The 19239-nt window shown below is 65.0% G+C and carries 19 protein-coding genes; 7 read left to right on the forward strand and 12 right to left on the reverse strand.

Translation table 11 applies throughout. The features are described from left to right. Nucleotides 1–5: 5 nt before the first annotated feature. Both G6N32_RS24975 and G6N32_RS24980 read right to left on the reverse strand, forming a co-directional pair. Nucleotides 6–932 (reverse strand): DUF6492 family protein, encoded by a 927-nt coding sequence (locus G6N32_RS24975; RefSeq protein WP_115318444.1) that lies wholly within the window; start codon nt 930–932, stop codon nt 6–8. Between the two features lie 115 nt (nt 933–1047). Beyond that, nucleotides 1048–2136 carry a glycosyltransferase family protein gene (locus tag G6N32_RS24980; protein ID WP_115318443.1) on the reverse strand — a complete coding sequence of 363 codons (1089 nt, stop codon included), beginning with the start codon at nt 2134–2136 and terminating at the stop codon, nt 1048–1050. A gap of 257 nt (nt 2137–2393) precedes the next feature. Between G6N32_RS24980 and G6N32_RS24985 the strand changes: the two genes are divergently transcribed. The 5 genes from G6N32_RS24985 to G6N32_RS25005 all read left to right on the forward strand — a co-directional run bounded on the left by G6N32_RS24985 (nt 2394) and on the right by G6N32_RS25005 (nt 8702). After that, the gene (locus G6N32_RS24985) at nt 2394–3638 is read left to right on the forward strand and encodes an O-antigen ligase family protein (protein WP_163789444.1); all 1245 of its coding nucleotides are present in this window, start codon (nt 2394–2396) and stop codon (nt 3636–3638) included. Nucleotides 3639–3733: 95 nt separating this feature from the next. Beyond that, nucleotides 3734–4801: a glycoside hydrolase family 6 protein gene (locus G6N32_RS24990; RefSeq protein ID WP_163789446.1), complete on the forward strand. Its 1068-nt coding sequence runs from the start codon at nt 3734–3736 to the stop codon at nt 4799–4801. A 106-nt stretch (nt 4802–4907) separates the two neighbouring features. Then, on the forward strand, nt 4908–6449 hold the full coding sequence (locus G6N32_RS24995) for a lipopolysaccharide biosynthesis protein (protein ID WP_115318440.1): 1542 nt from the start codon (nt 4908–4910) through the stop codon (nt 6447–6449). An 82-nt stretch (nt 6450–6531) separates the two neighbouring features. Continuing rightward, nucleotides 6532–7620, forward strand: a complete 1089-nt coding sequence (locus tag G6N32_RS25000) for a Gfo/Idh/MocA family protein (RefSeq protein WP_115318439.1) — start codon at nt 6532–6534, stop codon at nt 7618–7620. Further along, nucleotides 7617–8702 carry an NAD-dependent epimerase/dehydratase family protein gene (locus tag G6N32_RS25005; RefSeq protein ID WP_115318438.1) on the forward strand — a complete coding sequence of 362 codons (1086 nt, stop codon included), beginning with the start codon at nt 7617–7619 and terminating at the stop codon, nt 8700–8702. The genes G6N32_RS25000 and G6N32_RS25005 overlap by 4 nt, the downstream gene beginning before the upstream one ends. Here G6N32_RS25005 and fgd read toward each other — a convergent pair. Beyond that, nucleotides 8699–9709: a glucose-6-phosphate dehydrogenase (coenzyme-F420) gene (gene fgd, locus G6N32_RS25010; protein ID WP_115318437.1), complete on the reverse strand. Its 1011-nt coding sequence runs from the start codon at nt 9707–9709 to the stop codon at nt 8699–8701. The genes G6N32_RS25005 and fgd overlap by 4 nt on opposite strands. Nucleotides 9710–9782: 73 nt before the next feature. Here fgd and G6N32_RS25015 point away from each other — a divergent pair, with 73 nt between their 5' ends. Then, a complete protein-coding gene (locus G6N32_RS25015) occupies nt 9783–10517 on the forward strand; it encodes an MBL fold metallo-hydrolase (protein ID WP_115318436.1) in 735 nt (244 codons plus the stop codon). 19 nt (nt 10518–10536) lie between these two features. Here G6N32_RS25015 and G6N32_RS25020 read toward each other — a convergent pair whose 3' ends face one another. Beyond that, the gene (locus G6N32_RS25020; RefSeq protein WP_115318435.1) at nt 10537–11013 is read right to left on the reverse strand and encodes a GNAT family N-acetyltransferase; all 477 of its coding nucleotides are present in this window, start codon (nt 11011–11013) and stop codon (nt 10537–10539) included. Between the two features lie 131 nt (nt 11014–11144). On the opposite strand from G6N32_RS25020, the gene G6N32_RS25025 reads away from it, so the two are divergent. Next, complete coding sequence (locus tag G6N32_RS25025; protein WP_115318434.1) at nt 11145–12008, forward strand: SDR family oxidoreductase; 864 nt, start codon at nt 11145–11147, stop codon at nt 12006–12008. Between the two features lie 8 nt (nt 12009–12016). Here the strand turns inward: G6N32_RS25025 and G6N32_RS25030 are convergent, their stop codons facing one another. The 8 genes from G6N32_RS25030 to G6N32_RS25065 form a co-directional block, all read right to left on the reverse strand. After that, nucleotides 12017–12463, reverse strand: coding sequence for a hypothetical protein (locus tag G6N32_RS25030; protein ID WP_115318433.1), 447 nt, complete (start codon nt 12461–12463; stop codon nt 12017–12019). Nucleotides 12464–12465: 2 nt separating this feature from the next. Then, complete coding sequence (locus G6N32_RS25035) at nt 12466–13686, reverse strand: O-succinylhomoserine sulfhydrylase (RefSeq protein WP_115318432.1); 1221 nt, start codon at nt 13684–13686, stop codon at nt 12466–12468. Then, a complete protein-coding gene (locus G6N32_RS25040) occupies nt 13683–14096 on the reverse strand; it encodes a rhodanese-like domain-containing protein (RefSeq protein ID WP_115318431.1) in 414 nt (137 codons plus the stop codon). Before G6N32_RS25040 ends, G6N32_RS25035 begins: the two co-directional genes overlap by 4 nt. Nucleotides 14097–14130: 34 nt before the next feature. Beyond that, nucleotides 14131–14571 (reverse strand): Rv0361 family membrane protein, encoded by a 441-nt coding sequence (locus G6N32_RS25045; protein ID WP_115319034.1) that lies wholly within the window; start codon nt 14569–14571, stop codon nt 14131–14133. Further along, the gene (gene purT, locus G6N32_RS25050; RefSeq protein ID WP_115318430.1) at nt 14568–15746 is read right to left on the reverse strand and encodes a formate-dependent phosphoribosylglycinamide formyltransferase; all 1179 of its coding nucleotides are present in this window, start codon (nt 15744–15746) and stop codon (nt 14568–14570) included. Before purT ends, G6N32_RS25045 begins: the two co-directional genes overlap by 4 nt. A gap of 21 nt (nt 15747–15767) precedes the next feature. Continuing rightward, on the reverse strand, nt 15768–16880 hold the full coding sequence (locus G6N32_RS25055; protein ID WP_115318429.1) for an AAA family ATPase: 1113 nt from the start codon (nt 16878–16880) through the stop codon (nt 15768–15770). A gap of 31 nt (nt 16881–16911) precedes the next feature. Continuing rightward, nucleotides 16912–18618, reverse strand: a complete 1707-nt coding sequence (locus tag G6N32_RS25060; RefSeq protein WP_115318428.1) for an alkaline phosphatase family protein — start codon at nt 18616–18618, stop codon at nt 16912–16914. 109 nt (nt 18619–18727) lie between these two features. Continuing rightward, a complete protein-coding gene (locus G6N32_RS25065; RefSeq protein WP_115318427.1) occupies nt 18728–19201 on the reverse strand; it encodes a MarR family winged helix-turn-helix transcriptional regulator in 474 nt (157 codons plus the stop codon). Between the last annotated feature and the right edge of the window lie 38 nt (nt 19202–19239).

Consider the following 19239-nt stretch of genomic DNA (forward strand, 5'->3'; position numbering starts at 1 on the left):
ATTTGCTAGCGCTGTGAGTCCTGTTCCGCGGCGCGCTCGGTGACGCGCTCGAGAATTCGTCTGCGCCCCTCGACGTCTATCGAATTCGTCGACTGAATGGCGCAGGCTATGGGGTCGGGCAACAGACTATCGACAAAGGCCGCCTCGTCGGCCGGCCCAGTGAAGTCCCCCGTCCACCGCGAATGACACAGCGAGCGGGATTGATTCGACAATCCCGCGGCTTCCAATCCGAGGACTTGATCGACGAAGACCCCATAGAGCACGTATTCGGCGAGGTGGGGTGTCCTGGCGAGGGACTTTGCCCAGTTCTCTCCCGTCGTTTCTTCTATTCGCGCCGTCATAGCCTCCACTACCGTGCGCCGCCATACCACGATCTGATCGATGTATTCAGTGGTGTAGTAATCGGCTTCCGGAAGGCCGAGCAACCGCGCCGCTGCCGCGTACCAGGGTATGTGCGCTTCGAGTCGCAGCGACTCTTCACTCTTATGAAAGCGGGTCTTGTCGTCGATCATGAACGACGAGGCGGTGAAAGGACGGATGAATGCGCTATCGCTGTCGACATGGACGACGATGTCGGCATCGCTGCGGAGGGTGGCAGCGATTTTCATCATCTGTTGCGCAATCCAGCCACGAACGGGCAAGGTGAACGGGGTCAAATACACGTTGCGCCGGGGAAGTCGAAGTCTCGCACGCCATTTCGGCCCGGGCAGCGGTACCTTCCACAACCACTTCGGCAGCAGGTCCTCCTGCGCGCCGAGAATCCGCCGCGACGTCGCGAGATCGGCAAATAGTGGAAGATCCCGCCTGGGGACGTAAAGCCTATGGGTCACATCCTCTGGCGCGAATCGATCGACGCTCGCGCACAGCAGCCGACACACCTCAAGGTCGCCACTGTAGGAGCACGTAATGAGCTGGACCGAGTTTCCGCTCATTGGCTCCGCTTCTGACCGATCCGGGGTCCCAACCGGCGTGGTGGGAACGTCCATAGTGTACAGCGCACCGCATTTGCCCCTGCCCGATGTATTGGCGACATTCGCGAAATTGTGACTACGAAATCTCAACCGGGGCATTAAAGGCCGAGTGCGCGGCGAATCCGGGCTCGGCCTCGAGAAGCGCCTGGACAACCCTCGCGGGAGGCCGTCGATCATGCGCCATTGTGGCGAGACCGCGGTAACAAGCCATATGCAAAGCAATTCCCGTCGACCAATCCCACCGGGAGAGGTCTGGCAGTCCCGCAGGTGGAGTCCGACTGAGTGCGTCCTTCAAATCTTGCGCGGTCAACGGGCCGTCGTACAGCATCACCCATTCCTCGCCCACCTCGCGCGCAATGACCTCGTTGAAAGGACTGCGCCGGGCAAGAACCGGGCGCCCAATACTGAGCGCGTAGACCAGCGCTCCCGAGTTGTGCATATGCGTGTACGGAAGGCACACGATTCGGTGATTGAAAATCTCGGCGGTGAGTTCGTCATCTTCCAGGTGCCTGATGTCGAGCACCGCGGAAGGGACGTCTGCCACGAGCGCGCGCAGCTCACGTTCGTAGGATTCGTCGATCGCCCGCCCGGCAATCGTCAGCGTTGCATCCGCATCGCGTGCCGCGGTGATGAGGGTTTCGATCCCTTTGTATCGCCGCAGCAATCCGAACAGGATGACGTCTCGGTGGGGCTCCCGTGGCGTCAGGTCGACACCTTGTTTTTGCAGCCAGCCACGGTAGTCCCCGTGCAGAATGACCACCCCGCGCGCTGGGTCGTTGAGCTCCGACTCGTTGAGGTAGATACGGAGGGCGAACATTCGCTCCAGAGCGCGCGACAGCAACCGCTCGAAGCCTCGGTCTTGGTCGTGGGGCGCGAGGTCGTGCACGGTCAAAACGACAGGCACTCGGCGCGCACGCAACCGCAGAAGCAGTATCGCCACCAAGACCCGCTTGACCATCGTCTTCGCTCGCCCGTTGGCGCGATACAGCTGCTCAGGCCAGTGCACATGGAAGACGTCAGGACGAAAGAAGAGGGCGGTGCGCCACGATAGTGGCTGCACGTCTACCTGATCACTCAGATCGGTGACCAGCTGCTGCAGGTATGGGTTGTCATGGTGCTTGAGCGGTCCCGTCGACATCAGGACCTTCAGTCGTGGTGCACTCATCGGCTTCCCCTCTCGCGCTGCGCACTTCGGACAGCAACCACCAGAACGCCCGCCACGTGACGGTAGCTTGGAAGCGTCGCGGCGGCCAAGGAAAGCCCGGTGAAGCAGGGAGCGCGTTGCCGATAGTGATGCTCACCAGCCGGTAACATCCACACTTCCCGTGCGTGCACCATCGCGATGGCACGGTCCGGGCAGTGCGAGCGGAGGGACCGATGCACCGGAGAGGCCGGCTGTTCATCACGTGTGATGCAGCAGCGGTGTTGCTCATCGTCATTCTGTGGGTCCGGGCAATCGGCTCGCTCATCGCCCTATCGATCACTGCAGAAAAGGTGTTCGTCCCGATCGGTGCAGATCCGATTTGGCCGCCCGCCGCCAACGCCGTCTCCAAACTGTTCTACCTGCTTGCGGTCCTTCTGTGCGTCGGCATCATCATCTTCCGCATCAACGACGTCACCCGGCCGGGCCTGTGGCGGCTCGCTGTCCTGCTGGCGCCCTGGCTGTACATCATCATTCGCAACCTGTATTCCGGCAGCTGGCCAACCCCCGAGGGTGTGCTCTACGTGGTGCTGATTTTGGCGCTGGCAGCGTTGCGCCCCCGCCCTCGTGTGCTCATCGCGCTGGGAGTGCTCGTGGTGCTGACGGCGGCCATCGCGATCGCGTTCGGTGTCTTGCTGCCGGATGCCGGCCGAGCGCATCTTGCGGAAGGGGTGTTGAGCGTCCGCCCCGACAAGGCGGTGTTCCCCTCCCTGGGATTGCTGCAGGGAATGTTCACCCAGGAGAACAGCCTGGGTGTGTATCTTTCCGTCGGGATCGCAGCGGTGGTCCTGCTGCCGCGTTGGTGGCTGCGGTTCCCGGGGTTGGCGATCGTGGCATTCGCCATCGCGTGGTCGTCGGCTCGTAATTCCATGTTCGCAGCGGCGGTTTCCCTGCTGTTGGGTGCCGTTATCTGGGTTATTGCCGAGTTCGGCTGGCGCCGTGTGGCGTCAACGGTGGCCCGTCTCGCAACCGGCGCGTTACTTGTGGTCATGTGCGTGGTGCCGTTGACGGGATGGCTGTCGTCCAGCGGATGGGATCCCGATGCCTACACCGGCCGTGGAGTCATCTGGAACGGGTCGCTGACGCATTGGGTCGAGCGGGCGCTTCTGTTTGGTGGCGGCAGGGATTGGTATTCGCGAATCACGAAGAGCGAAACAACCACTCTGATCTCGGGGGCCTACTCAGGCCACAATCAGTTCGTACAGTTCGTCGCCACCGGCGGGGCTGTGCTCGCCGTCCTCGCTCTCGGGTCGCTGCTCGTGCAGATGTATGTCATCACGGCGCCGAAAAGCCGCTACTTGGTAATCGGCGCAATGATTGTCGCCGCGATTGCCGTCAGTGGATGGCTGGAGGTGCCGCTGGGTTATGTCGATTGGTCGACGAACTGGACCGTCACAATCGTTCCACTTGCGATCTTGTTCTTGGCGCGACGTGAAGAAGTACACCAAGAAAGCCCTAGCCGGTGAGCGATCGGCGAGCCGGTCCGATTTCGTCATGGTGGCGGCGCGTCAAGCGAGGAGAAAAGCGCACCGTTTTCGCTACGGGTGCGGCTTCAGTCTTCGTGATCCTGCTGGCTTTCGCTGCAGTCGCCTATTCGGGGCAACGGTCAGATGGCCCCGCTTCGGGAACGATAGAGGGCAGTAAGCCGGTCAGCGCGACGTTGTATCGCGATCCACAACTGCAGGCGATCGCGGCGGCGCGGGAGGACTCCCGATTCAATCCGATCGCCGAAACGCCGCAAGCCAAGTGGTTCTCCGATTGGTCCACGACTACGACTGTCCAGCATGACATTCGCGACTACCTCTGGGGCGCGACGTTGGCGAATGCAATCCCGACGATCGTGCTCTACCGGATCCCTCATCTCGATTGCGGCGGCCCCACGCCCGGTGATCAGGTCTACACCGGTGCACGCGATGAGCAGGAGTACCGGGACTGGGTCGACGGCGCCGCCGCCGCGTTGATGGGTCATGTCAACGCGATCGTCATCCTCGAACCCGACGCACTTCCGCAGCTGGGACAGTGCGAGCAGGGCGATCGCCTGGGCACGCTGCGATATGCAGTCGACACGCTTTCGGCGACGGGGGCGCGGGTCTATATCGATGCAGGACATGAGAACTGGCTGAGCGCAGCCGAGGCCGCGGACCGATTGAAAAAGGTCGACGTCGACAAAGTTGCCGGCTTCAGCCTCAACGTGTCGAACTTCAACACGACAGAAGGCGAAGTCCGGTATGCCGAGAGCGTGCGTATCGAACTCAGCAAGCTCGGCATCGACGACGCGCACTACGTGATCGACATCAGCCGAAACGGCGCAGGCACCCAAGACACCACCTGCAACCCGCCGGGAGCGCGATTGGGACAGCCACCTCAGCTGTTCCACGGCGGCACACTCGATGGGCTGCTGTGGGTGAAGAATCCCGGAGAGACCGACGGATCGGCCTGTCGGGGTGGCCCGGACGTTGGGTTCTGGCCAGCGGCCGCGCTGGGCCTACTCGGGCTGGATGGGGCGGCGGCACGCGATCGAGGTGCTCCGGGATGGATCGGATACTCGGTCGCGGCCGTTGCCGCACTGGCGGTATTGGCGGCCTTGATCGGCTGGGTCGTCGTCAAGAGGCGCCGAACCGCTCGGTGAGACCGGAGACCACATGCCGATCTTTCCTTCTTCGCTCCGTGGAGATGACACCATGACTCCTGTGCACCGCATCGGGCTCGGCCAGTCATGTTCGAAGGAATAAAGGTTGGCGCCGCCGAATTTTGCCCGCAACACACTTCTCGGCGCCATCTCCGGTGCCGCCGTCACTCTCTCCGGCTTCGTCGGCAGCGCGATTGCCGCCCGACTGCTCGGGCCTGACGACCTTGGCGTCGTTGCCTACATCATCTGGTGCGTCACGCTCACCGTGGCGGTCGCGACCGTGGGCAGCGATGTCGTACAGCAGCGATTCATCCCCAGCCTCCGTGCCATGGGCAGAGACGATGAGGTAGCCGCCCTGGTCGGAGCGATCCTGCGGCTGTCCGTGGCTGTCGCGATCGTGGCTGCGGTGGTCTTGTTCTTCTACCTTAGCGGGCCAGGCAGAGGTGCACTCACCGGGCTTTCCGATACCTCCCAGATCGTCGTCATCGCAGTCGCTTTGACGTGGTTCATCTGCTGGAGACTGTCTGACCTGTATCTCTACAATCTCAGAGGCGAGCAGCAATTCGACAAGCTCGCTCGCATCTCCTCCGTCTCGGCTCTGCTGAGGGTGACAACAACGGTGCTCGGCGCCTGGCTGTTCGGGGTCCCAGGTGCTCTCGCCGGCAATATCGCCGCCACTATCCTCCCCGCCCGCCGGGCCTTGCCGCTGCTACGCAACAAGCCCCGCGTCCGTCCGGACCTCAGACAAGAAGTCTTCAGGTTCACGCTGGTGAGCTGGATGATCGCGCTGACCGGCCAGCTGTTGTTCGGCCGAACGCAGATCGTCTTCCTCGAGCACTACGCCACGCTCGCCGCCGTTGGCCTGTTCGCGGCCGCACTGACTGTGGCCGAGATGGCGTCGCAACTGCCGCAGCTCTTCCTGTCGGCCCTGCTCCCACGTTTCAGCGAGCAGAGCGGTCAAGGCGCCCACGACCACATGATGCGCCTGTACCGGACGATGACCGCGCTGATGGCGTTGGTGATGTTTCCGCTCTGCCTCGGCCTTGCGGCGATCACGCCGGTATTGGTCCCGCTGATCTTCGGTGATGAATTCGCCGAAGCCGCCTCGGTTGCATCGATACTGCTGATCGTCGTTGGGATCTGCAGTGTCGGCGGTACCAACAACAACCTCATGCTGAGCCTGAGTAAGACCAAGATTCTCGTGGTGTCCAACGCCGTTGGCCTGGTCGCTCTGATCCTGCTGAGCTTCCTGGTGATACCCCGATACGGGTTGATGGGAGCAGCCTGGTCACGAGGGATCGTCCAAGTACTGGTCATTGCCATCGAAATCATTTGCACGGCAATACAAACCGGATTCCACCCACCGTATCGCGCGCTGGGAGCGATAACACTTGCCGCGGTGGCACAGGGCGCGGTGGCGTATGTGGTGGTCTTAAACATAGGCGGCGCATGGTCGTTGGTGGTCGCCTTACCCGCCGCGGTCATCACCTACCTCATCGGTCTTCGAGTATTTGCGATACTGCCGATGGTCGACCCCACGCTGCCGAGTCGACTCATGTCGCATACCCCTGCGCGGCTCGAACCGCTGATTTCCCGGGTCCTGCGGCTGCTGGTGCCGCCTACCGCGGGGCGCGCAGAACAGGATTAGACCTATCTGCCCGTCCCCGGGGTACTAGGCTTGGCTCGAGAATGAACCGGTAGGGGCGGGGCTCCGCGCAGAGAGGCTGTCGATGATCCGTATCCTCCTGATCGGTGCAGGAGCCGTGGTTGAGGAGCTCTACCAATTCCCTTTGCAGCGACTGGAAAAGGCGAAGGCCGTCGAGGTCTTGGGCGTCGTCGACCCCAACGAATCACGAGGGCGCCAGATCGCGTCTAAGTTCAAGCGGGCGCGCGCGTACCCTGACTGCGCGGCGGCGTTTCGGGACGGCTCATACGATCTCGCCATCATCGCCTCACCGCCGGCTCTGCATGCCGAGCATGCGTGTGCGGCATTCGAACACGGTTGCCATGTGCTGTGCGAGAAGCCCATGACGACAACGGTGGCCGATGCGGATCGCATGAACGCGGCAGCAGCGAAAGCCAACAGGACGCTGGGGGTGGCGTATCCCCGGCGGTTCTACTCGAATTTCGCCGACGTCGCACGACTCGTCGCGAACGGCGACCTCGGGGAGGACCTCGAGTTCACCTACCGCGAGGGGGGCACCTATGGCTGGAAGGCGGCCACCGACGCCGCATTCCGACGCGAACGTTCGGGCGGCGGCGTGCTGCTGGACATCGGCGTGCACATGCTGGATCAGTTGGCCTGGATTTTCGGCGATCCGGTGGTAACTCGCTCTTTCGACGACAGTTTCGAAGGTGGAGTCGAGACTAATTCGCTTCTGTCGCTGGTGTTTCCGCGAGGCCGCGGCGTCATGCAGGTCAGCTGGGAGTACCCGCTGAATAATGGTCTGCGGATCCGGGGTTCCTCAGGTGAGGTGATTCTGGACAATGCCGACATTCGCACCTATCGCCGCAAGACCCCTCAGGGATGGTCGCTGGTACCGGCCGAGACATCGTGGCCCGTGGACCTTGCGCCAACGGGCGGCAAGCGGACCCGGCCCGCCGGTTACGGCCCGTGCTTCGAGGCCGAGTTGATCGCCATGCTCAGATGCATTCGCTACGGCGAAGCATTTCCCGTGACCGGCCTCCAGGCCGCGAGTGTGCAAGCCGCCATTGACCAGGCCTACGAGCGAGCCGAGCCGCTGGAGTGTCCCTGGCTGCCGGAAGACGAACAGGTGGCCGCGCGGGCCAAGCACTGGAAGGCCGGTCAGCCGCAATGAAACCCATCGCCATCATCGGGGCCGGGGGCTTCGTCGGCGCCCGTCTCATAGAACGTGCCGAACTTCGCGGCGACATACCCCTCGTGCCCATCGTCCGATCCCCGCGCAGTCAGGGTCGGTTGGCGCGGTTCGGCATTCGCACCGTGCATGGTGATGCTTCCGATCCGGCATCTCTGGTTCCGCTACTGAAGGGGTGCGGAACGGTGGTGAACCTGACCATGGGAGACGACAAGCGCACGGTCGGCGACGCTCAGTCCATTCACGCCGCATGCCAGAAGGCGGACGTTCCCCTGTTCGTGCACATGAGTTCCGCTGAGGTATTCGGCCGGGCAGAGACTCACGGTCTGAACGACGATTCGGTACCAGATGGAAAGCACTGGATGGAGTACGCCCAGGCGAAATCCGCTGCCGAAGCGTGGTTGCGCTCCCAGTCCGCCGGGCCGGTGCAGACAGTCATCCTGCGACCGGGACTGATCTGGGGCCCAGGGTCGGGATGGCTCGTGGAGCCGGCCAAGGCGTTGATTGACGGCACCGCGTACCTGCTGAACGGCGGGCGCGGGATCTGCAATCTGATCCACGTGGACAACCTCATCGAGCACCTGGTTCAACTGGCGAAGTCCGCTGCGCCCCGCTCCGATGTCTTCAACATCGCCGACAACGAGACGCTCACCTGGGCCGATTACTATCGCGCCATTGCACACGAAGTGGGCGTTGATCCATCGACGATACGTCTGCTTGGCGATGCAAAGTACGACGAGAGCAACTTCCAGAAAATCCAGCAGATCCTCAACATTGCGCCGGCCCGCGCCATCAAACGTCGACTCAGCGCCGGCACCAAAGGCCGGCTGAAGCAGCAGTTGCAGGATCGCATCTCGCCACCGATTACCGAACCTCAGCCCATCGAGCCCGAACCTACTGTCACCAAACAGCTTTGGTGGCTTCAAGGCACCGCAAGGAAACTACCGTCGACGAAGTTCGCCGAGCAGTATCCCGAGCTGCAGCTCAAGCCGTTTGATGAACTGATGACGGCAGCCGGAAAGTGGCTGCGCTTCGCCGGTTTCGAGAATTCGGACCGCACTTAGCCCAACTTGCGCAACCGCGGCTCCAGATCCCGCTGGAACAAGTCGAGGAATCGGCGCTGATCGTGGCCCGGCGCATGGAACACCAAGTGGTTGAGACCGTATTTCACGTAGTCGCCGACCTTCTCGACAGCTTCGTCAGGGTCGGAGGCCACGATCCACCGCTTGGCGACCTGCTCGATGGGCAGCTCGTCGGCGGCCTTCTCCATCTCGAGTGGATCGTGGATGTTGGTCTTCTGCTCGGCGGTCAGCGACAGCGGCGCCCAGAACCGGGTATTCTCCAGCGCCAGTTCGGGATCGGTGTCATAGGAGATCTTGATCTCGATCATCCGGTCGATGTCGTCGGGGTTCTTGCCCGCCGCCTCGGCACCCTCTTTCATCGCCGGGATCAGCTTGTCCTTGTAGAGCTCCTCGCCCTTGCCGGAGGTGCAGATGAACCCGTCACCCGCACGGCCTGCGTACTTGGCCACCTGCGGACCACCCGCGGCGATGTAGATCGGGATGCCACCTTCGGGCACGTCGTAGATCGAAGCACCCTTGGTCTTGTAGTACTCACCCTCGAAATCGACCCGGTCGCCCAGCCACAGCTCCCGCATCAGCCGCACCGACTCGCGCAGCCGCGCGTACCGCTCTTTGAACTCCGGCCACTCGCCCTCGTAGCCGGTGGCGATCTCGTTGAGCGACTCTCCGGTGCCGACCCCGAGGAAAATCCGATCCGGGTACAGACATCCCATTGTGGCGAACGCCTGTGCAATCACGGCGGGGTTGTATCGGAAGGTCGGGGTCAGCACCGACGTGCCGAGGACCAGCCGCTTGGTGCGCTCCCCCACCGCCGTCATCCACGCCAGTGAGAACGGTGCATGCCCGCCCTCGTGACGCCACGGCTGGAAGTGGTCGCTGACCGTCGCGCTGTCCATCCCGTGCGCCTCGGCCAGCACCGCCAGCTCGACCAACTCACGCGGCGCGAACTGCTCCGCCGACGCCTTGTATCCCAGTTTCAGTTCAGCCACGCTCTCGTTTCTACTCCCCTTTGGTGCACAGCGAGTGGCCGAGTCCTAGTCGAGCGCGGCCTACACTCGCGGCATGGCCGTGGATCTCACCGCTATCACCGATCGCGTGCACATGGCGCAGACCCCGTTGGTCAATTGGACGGTGGTCGCCGATGACGCGGGCGTGATGTTGATCGACGCTGGATTCCCCGGCAGCCGCGATGACGTCCTGGGCTCGCTGCGGAAACTCGGGTTCGGCCCGACCGATGTGACGGCAATCCTGCTGACCCACGCCCACGTCGACCACCTCGGCACGGCGATCTGGTTCGCCAACACACATGGCACCCCGGTCTACTGCCACGCCGACGAGGTCGGCCACGCCAAACGCGAGTACCTGCAACAGGCATCCCCGGTCGATCTGGTCTTGCATGCCTGGCAGCCCCGCTGGGTGAAGTGGTCGCTGGACATCGTGCGCAAGGGCGCGCTGCGCCACGACGGGATTCCGACAGCGGGCGTCCTCACGCCGGCCGTCGCCGAGACGCTGCCCGGCCGGCCGCAAGCTGTGCCGACGCCGGGCCACACCGGCGGGCACTGCTCCTACATCGTCGACGACGTTCTGGTCAGTGGCGACGCTCTGGTGACCGGGCATCCGTTGTCCCCGACCAAGGGGCCGCAGCTACTGCACCGGGTGTTCAACCATGACGAACCGGGCTGTGTGCGCAGCCTGTCAGCGCTGGCGACGCTGGACATCGATGTGCTGATTCCCGGGCACGGCGACCTGTGGATCGGACCTGTCCGCGAAGCGGCACGTCAGGCGATGCCTCGTTGAGCCGTGAATTCGCTTGCCCTCAGAGCATTTTGACGAAGGCGATCGGATACTGCTCGGCATCGCTGGGCAGCGGTTGATCGAGGCGGCTGTAGCCGGCGCTGTCGTACAACGCTTCGGCCTCGGGCTGCCGGTTGCCGGTGGTGAGGTAGATGCGGTGATACCCGCGCCGGGCGATCTCGGTTTCCAGGGCCGCGAGTAGCGCGGCGGCGTGGCCTTGACGCCGATGCCGGCTGTCGGTCCAGATCCGTTTGAGTTCGGCGGTGTCGTCGTCGAAGCGACAGAACGCTCCGCCCGTCACCGGCTGATCGCCGAGCAGCCCGATCAGCATGCCGCCGTCGGGCGGGTGGAACTGGTCGGCCGGATGGTCGCGCAGCCACCGCGCGACCCCCGCTTCGGGAGCCTCATAGCGGGTGGCGTACTCGACGGCGAGCTCGGCCAATAGTGGCTCTGCCAGCGCATCGTCGAAGTCGACGGGGACGAAGCGCACTGCGTTCACTGAATCGAGTGTGCACTCAGTGCGACGATTCGGACGAAATCTCGACCTGGACGCACGCTCGAGACCCTGAATGCACGGTCGATTACAAACAGCCTTTCCTCCAAAAGTTGACACCTGTAAAGTTTCGGGTCATGGACAACATCCGGGGCAAAACCATCGCGATCACCGGCGCGGCCCGGGGTATCGGTTTCGCGACCGCACGGGCCCTTCTGCAGCGCGGCGCGCGCGTGGTCATCGGCGACCGGGATGTGACGCTCGAGGAGTCGGCCGTCGCCCAGCTCAGCAAGCTCGGGCCGGTCTCGGGCTACCCCCTCGACGTCAGTGATCCCGAGTCGTTCGCGACCTTCCTGGACAAGGCTCGCGCCGACGGCGGCGGACACATCGACGTGCTGATCAACAACGCCGGGGTCATGCCGGTCGGGCCGTTCCTCGACCACTCCGATCAGGCGGTGCGCACCGCTGTGGAGGTCAACTTCTACGGTGTCGTGACCGGCTGCCGCCTGGCGCTGCCGGAGATGGTCCGGCGTCGCAGCGGCCACATCGTCAACATCGCCTCGATGGCCGGCATGCTCGCCGTGCCCGGCCAGGCGCTCTACGCCGGGACGAAGTTCGCCGTGGTCGGGCTGTCCACCGGGCTTGCGGACGAGTACGCGCCCCAGGGCGTCCAGATCAGTTGTGTCATGCCGACATTCACCAACACCGAACTGATCTCAGGCACCCACACCACCGCGGCCACCAAACCGGTGCAGCCCGAGGACATCGCCGCCGCCGTGGTCAAGGCATTGGACAACCCGACAACGTCGATCTCCGTTCCGGGTTACTCACGCTTCCTGGCCACCGCCGTGATGTTCCTCCCTCCGCGCGGCCGGCGTTGGTTGTCCAAGAAGATGGGCACCGACCGGGTGTTCCTCGACTTCGACACAACGGCCCGCGCCGCCTACGAGAAGCGGGCTCAGAGCGCCACCGGCGTGGTGGAGGACCCGCAGCAGGATTAGCCGGGCGCCTAGGCGTCGCCGAGGACCGGCACGGCATCGCCGGGCCGGTAGGCCTCGATCGGACCGATCTGGGCGAGAAGAACTTCCGGCTCGACGGTGTAGAGCGCACCCGCGTCTTCGCCAGTGCCGACCAGCACCGCCTTCACCCCCGCCGGGAAGTCATCGTCCTCCCCGGAGGCCGTGATCCAGATCCGGGTGACCGGCTCGTATCCCTCGTCCATCACCGCGGCAGCCGACGGCTCGAAGAACCAGCTGATCAGAGTGTCGGTGGAGAATTCCGCGTCGAACGTCCAGCCGCGCGATGTCAGCCACTCATCGAATGTCTCGACCGCTTGGGCCAATTCGACGTCGACGTCGTCCAGGGCGCCCTTGACGTCGCCGGGCAACCAGCGCTCGTCACGGCTTGCCTGCCGCTTCTTGCGGCGGGCCTTCTTGGCGTCGGATTTCCTGGACACCGCTAGCCCAGCGCGCGATCCAGGTCGGCGATCAGGTCCTCGGTGCCTTCCAGGCCGACCGAGATCCGCACCACTCCGTCACCGAGCCCGATCGACGCGCGCCCTTCCGGCCCCATCGCACGGTGCGTAGTGGTCGCCGGATGCGTGATCAGCGTCTTGGCGTCGCCGAGGTTGTTCGAGATGTCGATGACCTGAAGCCTGTCGAGCACCTCAAAGGCGCGTGCCTTGCCGCCGTCCAGTTCGAACGTCACCACGGTGCCACCGCCGCGCATCTGTCGCTTCGCGAGATCGAACTGCGGATGTGATTCCAGGAAGGGATATTTCACCCAGTTGACGCCGGCCTGGGCTTCCAGGAACTCGGCTACCCGCTGCGCGGAGCGGTTCGAATAATCCACCCGCACCGCCATCGTCTCCAGACCCTTCAACAGCACCCAGGCGTTGAACGCGGACAGCGCGGGGCCGGTGTGGCGCATCAGTTTCTGCACCGGGCCGTCGATGTACTCCTTATCGCCGAGGATCGCACCGCCGAGCACCCGGCCCTGACCGTCGATGTGCTTGGTACCCGAATACACCACAACATCCACGCCGAGCGGGATACCCTGCTGCAGCAGCGGGGTGGCAAACACATTGTCCAGCACTACCTTTGCCCCGGCAGCGTGCGCCATTTCGGAAACCGCCGCGATGTCGACCAGCGACTGCATCGGGTTGGACGGGGTCTCGAAGAACACTGCCTGCGTCGGAACCGAGAGTGCCTCTTCCCACTGCGAGAGGTCGTCACCGTCGACGAGGACGGTCTCCACACCCCAGCGCGGCAGGATCTCGTTGCACACCACGAAGCAGGATCCGAACAGGCTGCGAGCGGCCACCAGCCGGTCACCGGCACCCAGCAGCGCGCCCAACGCGGTGAACACCGCGGCCATGCCCGACGCGGTCGCGAATGCGGCAGGCGCACCTTCGATCAGCCGCAGGCGTTCCTCGAACATCGAGATCGTCGGGTTGCCGTAGCGGGAGTAGACGTACCGGTCGATCTCGCCGGTGAAAGCCTTCTCGGCCTCGGCGGCCGACGAATACACGTACCCGGAGGTGAGATACAGCCCCTCGGCGGTCTCCTCGAACTCCGAGCGCAGCAGGCCACCCCGAACCCCGATGGTCGCCTGGCTAACCCCGTCGGGCAGCGGCGCGGGGATCCGGACCGACGGCACCGGATCAGTCGAGTCGGTCATGACTGTTTCCAGGGCAGACCCAGCGCACGCCAGCCATTGCTGCCGCGGTGTCCGTCGGCATCGAGCTGGCCTTCGAACCCGTCAAGCATGTTGTAGGACGGCGCGATTCCCGCGGCAGTCGCCGTCTCGGCTGCGGGGATGGAACGATTTCCGGAGCGACAGATGAACACCACCGGGCGCTCCCCGGCCGTCACGCCCGCAGCGTTCAGTTCGGCGACGAAGTCCTCGTTTCGCTGGCCGTTGCTGCGGTTCCACTCCACGAACACCACATTGCGGCCCAGGCTGGACAGATCGGGCACACCGACCCAGCGCCACTCGGCGTTGGTACGGCAGTCCACCAGCACCGCCTCGGGGTTCTCGCTGAGCAGCTTCCAGCTCTCCTCAGGGGTGATATCTCCTGCGTAACTCACCCGTCCGATCCTTCCACACGATTCTGGATGGCTCTCAGACCGGACCGGGCGAGCAGACGGTCCACTCCCCGTTCTCCCGGACGAAGGTCATCGGGGTCTTGAGCTTGGCATCCGCCGCCTTCTCGAAGTGGTAGACGACGGTTGCGGTGGCCTTGTCACCATCGATCTTCACGTCGGTGACATCGTCGACGTATCGAGCACCATGTGCGGCCTTCGACTTCTGTTGGCCGCCAAGAACATCCGCCTCGACACCCTGCTGCGCGGCGCAGGTGTACTTGCGGAAATCCGGGTAGTTGTCGCGCTGCAGCGCGTCGTTCTGCCCGACCGCGGCGCGGCCGACCAGCACGTCCTCACTCATCGGCTTCCTGTCGTCGACCAGCCAGGCGATCCCCACCGCGGCGAGCACCAGCACCGCGACACCCAGCGCGATCAGGATGGGCATCGGGCTGGCGCCGTCGTCCTCACGTTCGGTCACGGCTGCCACACGCGGTGCAGGGCGGTCGACACCTGGCGAACCCTATCGCGGGCGGCGGTGACATCGGATGCGGTGGCCAGGGCGACGCCCAGCCGCAACCGCGCGGCACCCTCGTGCCTGCCCAGCAGGCGCACATCGCTCTCTGGCACGGCCAGGGCCTCGGCCAGCACCGCGGGGTTGATGTCGGTGCGACCGGAGCTCTCCTCGGCGCCGCCGTAGGTGACCTCCGCGGCGCCCGGCGAGATCATGATGGTGTCCACCGGCAGCCCCAGAACCGCACGCGCGTGGAGCTCGAACTCCGACAATCGCTGGGTACGCATGGTGACCAGCCCGCTGTCGTAGGGACGCACGCTGACGTCGGAGAAATACACCTCGTCGCCGCGTACCAGCAGCTCCACCCCGAACACGCCGCGGCCGCCGAGCGCCCGCACGATGCGTGCGGCCACGGACTTCGCCGCCCCGAGCGCCGCCAGCGTCATCTGCTGAGGCTGCCAGGACTCCAAGACACCGCCGTCGACCTGCCGATGCCCGATCGGCTCGCAGAAGTGCAGTGCCGGGCCGGCAGGCCCGTCGGTCCGCACGGTGAGCAAGGTGACGGCGTAGTCGATCTCGACGACGGTCTCGGCCAGCACCCGGTTGTGCGGCACCCGGCCACCGGCCGCGACGGCGCGCTGCCACGCGGGCTCGACGTCGTCGGGGCGCAGCAGCACCGACTGGCCCTGACCCGGCACCCCGATCACCGGCTTGACCACCAGCGGGAAGCCGGCATGGTCGGCGACGGCGGTCAGCTCGGCGACCGACCCGGCGAACCAGAACGGCGCGGTCGGCAGCCCCAGTTCGTCGGCGGCCAGCCGGCGCATCCCCTCGCGGTCCAGGCTCAGCTGGGTGGCGTACACACCCGGCACCACCTGGGTGGCGCCGCTGTCGGCGGCCGCCCGGAGCGCGTCGATGGCCACGGCATTGGTGTCGACGACGACGTACTCCGGTTCGACGCGGGCGATGGCGGCGGTCAGCTCGTCGGGGTCGGTGATCTTCACGACCAGCGCCTCGTCGGCGACGTCGTGGGCCGGTGCGTCGGCATAGCGATCGACGGCGACCACCTCGGCTCCGAGTCGCTGGAACGCCAGCACCAACTCCCGACTCAGCTCACCCGACCCGACCAGCATCACGCGCATGATGCCCAAGGATAGGTGGGTTCATCCCCGCGCAGGCCAGTGCCAGGACGGCTCGTCCAATAGGCCCTGGCCGACGATTGCGGTCTGGCCCTGTTCCTTGGTGAGCTCGATCGCGTTGACGTCGCGCTGCCGCCTGCGCAGCGCCTCCACCAAGGCGGCGGAGTGCGTGACGACCACGATCTGCGAGCGCTCCGAGGACCGCGCGACGAGCGCGGCCAGTGCGGGCAACAGGTCGGGGTGCAGGCTGGACTCCGGTTCGTTGAGCACGGTCAACTCGGCCGGTCGCGGCGTGAGCAGCGCGGCAACCCACAGCAGATAGCGCAGCGTGCCGTCGGATAGCTCCGCCGCGGTGAGTGCACGCAGCATGCCGGGCTGGCGCAGCGTCACCTCGAACCGGCCCTCGGTGCGGATCTGCACCCTGCTGCCGGGAAACGCGTTGTCCACGGCCTCGGCCAGTGCACCGGCGTCACCGATTTCGGCGATGGTCTGCAATGCCGCGGCCAGGTCCGCGCCGTCATGGCTCAAAACCATTGTGCGGGTGCCGATCTGCGGCTGACGGGCAGGTGCGTCGCTGTCGGTGCGGACGTGGTCGTAGAACCGCCACGACCGGACCCGTTCGCGCAGTGCCAGCAGTTCGGGCGCCGCCTGCGGGTCGGCGACTTCGCTGAGCATGCTGTCGAACGGCCGCAGCGTGGCCGCCGGGTGCCAGCTGTCGTCGGCGTCGCGGAGCAGAACGGTGCGCACCGATCGCTGGGCCAGCAGTGCCGAGGGCCGCAGCGTCGCACCCGCCCAGACGGCTTCCGACTTGATCTCGGGGTCGAGGTTGAACGCTGTTTCGGTCTCCTGGGGCAGGCCGAAGTCCACGGCGTAGCCGAAGTCCTCACCGGCGAAGCCGAGCTTCAGGCTCACCGGGCCGGTCTTTCCCGGGCCGGCCCACATCGTGGAGCTCAGCCCGCCCTCCCGGGCCAGCGCACTGACCGCGCCATTGCGCGCCGAGTCGGCCAGCAACCGCAGCGCGCGGTACAGGCTGGACTTCCCGGCACCGTTCGCACCGGTGACGACATTGAGCCCGCGCAACGGCACGATCAACCGGCGCAGCGACCGGTAGTTCTCCACAGCGACGGTGTCGAGCACGCCCCCACCTAACCAGGCGGGGACGACAGTTTCAGACCGCGATCGCCACAGGCGTCGGCACGGTGGCCGTCGGTGGTGCCGGCGGCAACGGCTGAACACCCGGCACCGGCGTGTACGGCCACAGGTCGGGCGGGATGATCTGGTTGCCGGTCACCCCGGTCAGCCGGGCGATGATCTGCGCCGGAATGTTGACCAGCTGATAGAGCACCGCACCGACGAACTGGATCGGCAGCTTGAACGGTCCGGTCATGTCCGCGGTGAGCCCGTTGAACAGCGAGTACACGAAATACGGAACGAATCCCGCGACGGTCCGGAGGTCCAGGGCGATGTTGGTCGCCACGTCGGGATACCCGTACATCGCGATCGCATCGGTCAGCGCCTGGTTGATCCCGTCGAAGCCGGGGACCAGCGGCTTGTAATCACTTCCGGCAAGGTCCATCAGGGGCGAACCCGCCGAGTACGACGGGGGCGTCAGCCCGAACAGTGCGTCCACCGTCGGGGTGATGTCGATGTTGGAATACGTGTTGTTGATCGCCCCCGCGGTGAAGCCCGCGCCGTTTGCGATCACGAACGTAGTCGTCTCCCACGGTGTTTGGAAGCCGTGCGCCCGCATGTCCGAGCCGAGCCGGATCGTCGGCCACGGCACCTGGCCGTGGTCGGTGGTCACCAGCACGGTCCACTTCTCATCGGGATGCGCGGAGTTCCAGTCGGTGACCGCGGCCATGATGTCGCCGACGTTGTCGTCGACGTTCTTGAGCGCATCCTTGTACTGCTGCGACCCGGCGTCGTACTCGTGCCCGGTGTTGTCGACACCGACGAAGTAGGTGAAGTTGAAGCTGGAGATGCCCGCGGTGGTGCCGTTGATCGCGTCGACGGACGCCTGGCCCACCAGGTCGTCGGTATCGAGCCAGCTGTTGTTGTACTTCGGGAAGAACTTGATCACGTCGGCGGGAATCGAACCGGCCCCGGCGATCTGAGCGATGTTCTCCCAGTCCGCGATCGCCGTGGTCTGGATGGTGGGGTCAGCCGCCTCGAGTTGATTGAAGACCGTCGGCCACTTGTCGTAGGTCCACGGCGTGAAGACATTGTTGAACAGACCCGCCTTCTCACTCCACACGCCGGTCAAGATGCTCGTCCACGACGGATTGGAAATCGTGGTGTGCCCGACCATGGTCGACGCTGCGGTGGTGCCGGTGGTCATCAGGGCTTGCAGGTTGACGTTGTCGGGGTTGGACAGGATGGCGCTGAGATTCGTTCCGTCGATCCCGATCACCAGCACGTGGGTCGGTGTGCCTGCGGCCAGCGCGCTGACCGATCCGCCGTTGCTCGCCGCGGCCGCGGAAGCGGTTGCCGTCATCACCAGGCCGCGACGGCTGCGGCCGACCGCGGGCGACACCGTCGACGATGCCCCGCCGCTCCCGGAGACCACCGGCGTGATGCCAAGGGTGGACAAAGCCGCCGAAAGGGCCTCTGCCGCCGGGCTTGCCGATTTACGTACCGCCGCCGCGGGTTTGCGGATTGTGGATGGCTTCGCAGGCTTACTCACCGCGCCCGCGGTGGTCGAACGATTGCGGGCTTTCGGCCCCGCGTTGGGGGAGCTTGCCTTCGATGCGCCGGCCGACGGGCCCGCGGTGGAATCCGGCGAATCCGCGTAGGCGATCGCGGTCGCGACCGTCGACCCCAGACCGAAGATGCCTGCCGCCGCGACGCCGACGCAGAGTTGTTTGGTTCGCTTCATCGCGCAATCACCCGATTCCCCAAGACCCGTTAGACGCCAATAGCTTTGCCTACTTGACCATGCCCCGCAGCAAAGTCGGCAAAAATGACGCGGCCGCCAGGTGGACCGGCTATGAATTCAGATCGGCGCGAAAGTCTGCCATGGCGGCCAGTACCGCGGTGAACACCCGATGGGCCGCCGCCAGATCAGAGTCGGGTATCTCGTCCAGGGCGCGGTGGGTGTGGGTGGCAAGCGGCGTGAAGAACGCCCGGCCGACCTCAATGCCGTGGTCGGCATAACGCAGAAGCACTTTCCGCCGGTCGGACGGGTCGTAGTCGCGCCGCAGATGGCCGGACTCGATCATCCGCTCGACCAGGTAGGTGATCGCCGCACCCGAAAGCCCCATCCGGGTGCGCAGTTCCCCGGCGGTCAGCGGGGTGCCGGCGTTCTCCGCGACCATCACGTGCACCAGTGCGCGGAAATCGTTGGCGGACAACCGGTGGATGCCGGCGAAGGCTCGCCCGATCTGATCCGATTCGGCGGACAGCGCCTGCACGTCGGCGACCACGGCAGCCTCCAGCGCGGGCCTGCCGGGAGATTCCATGCCACCAGAGTATCCGTTAAGTAGATGAACTGTTAAGA

Origin of the sequence: Mycolicibacterium aichiense, assembly GCF_010726245.1 — a bacterium.
GTDB classification, from domain to species: domain Bacteria; phylum Actinomycetota; class Actinomycetes; order Mycobacteriales; family Mycobacteriaceae; genus Mycobacterium; species Mycobacterium aichiense.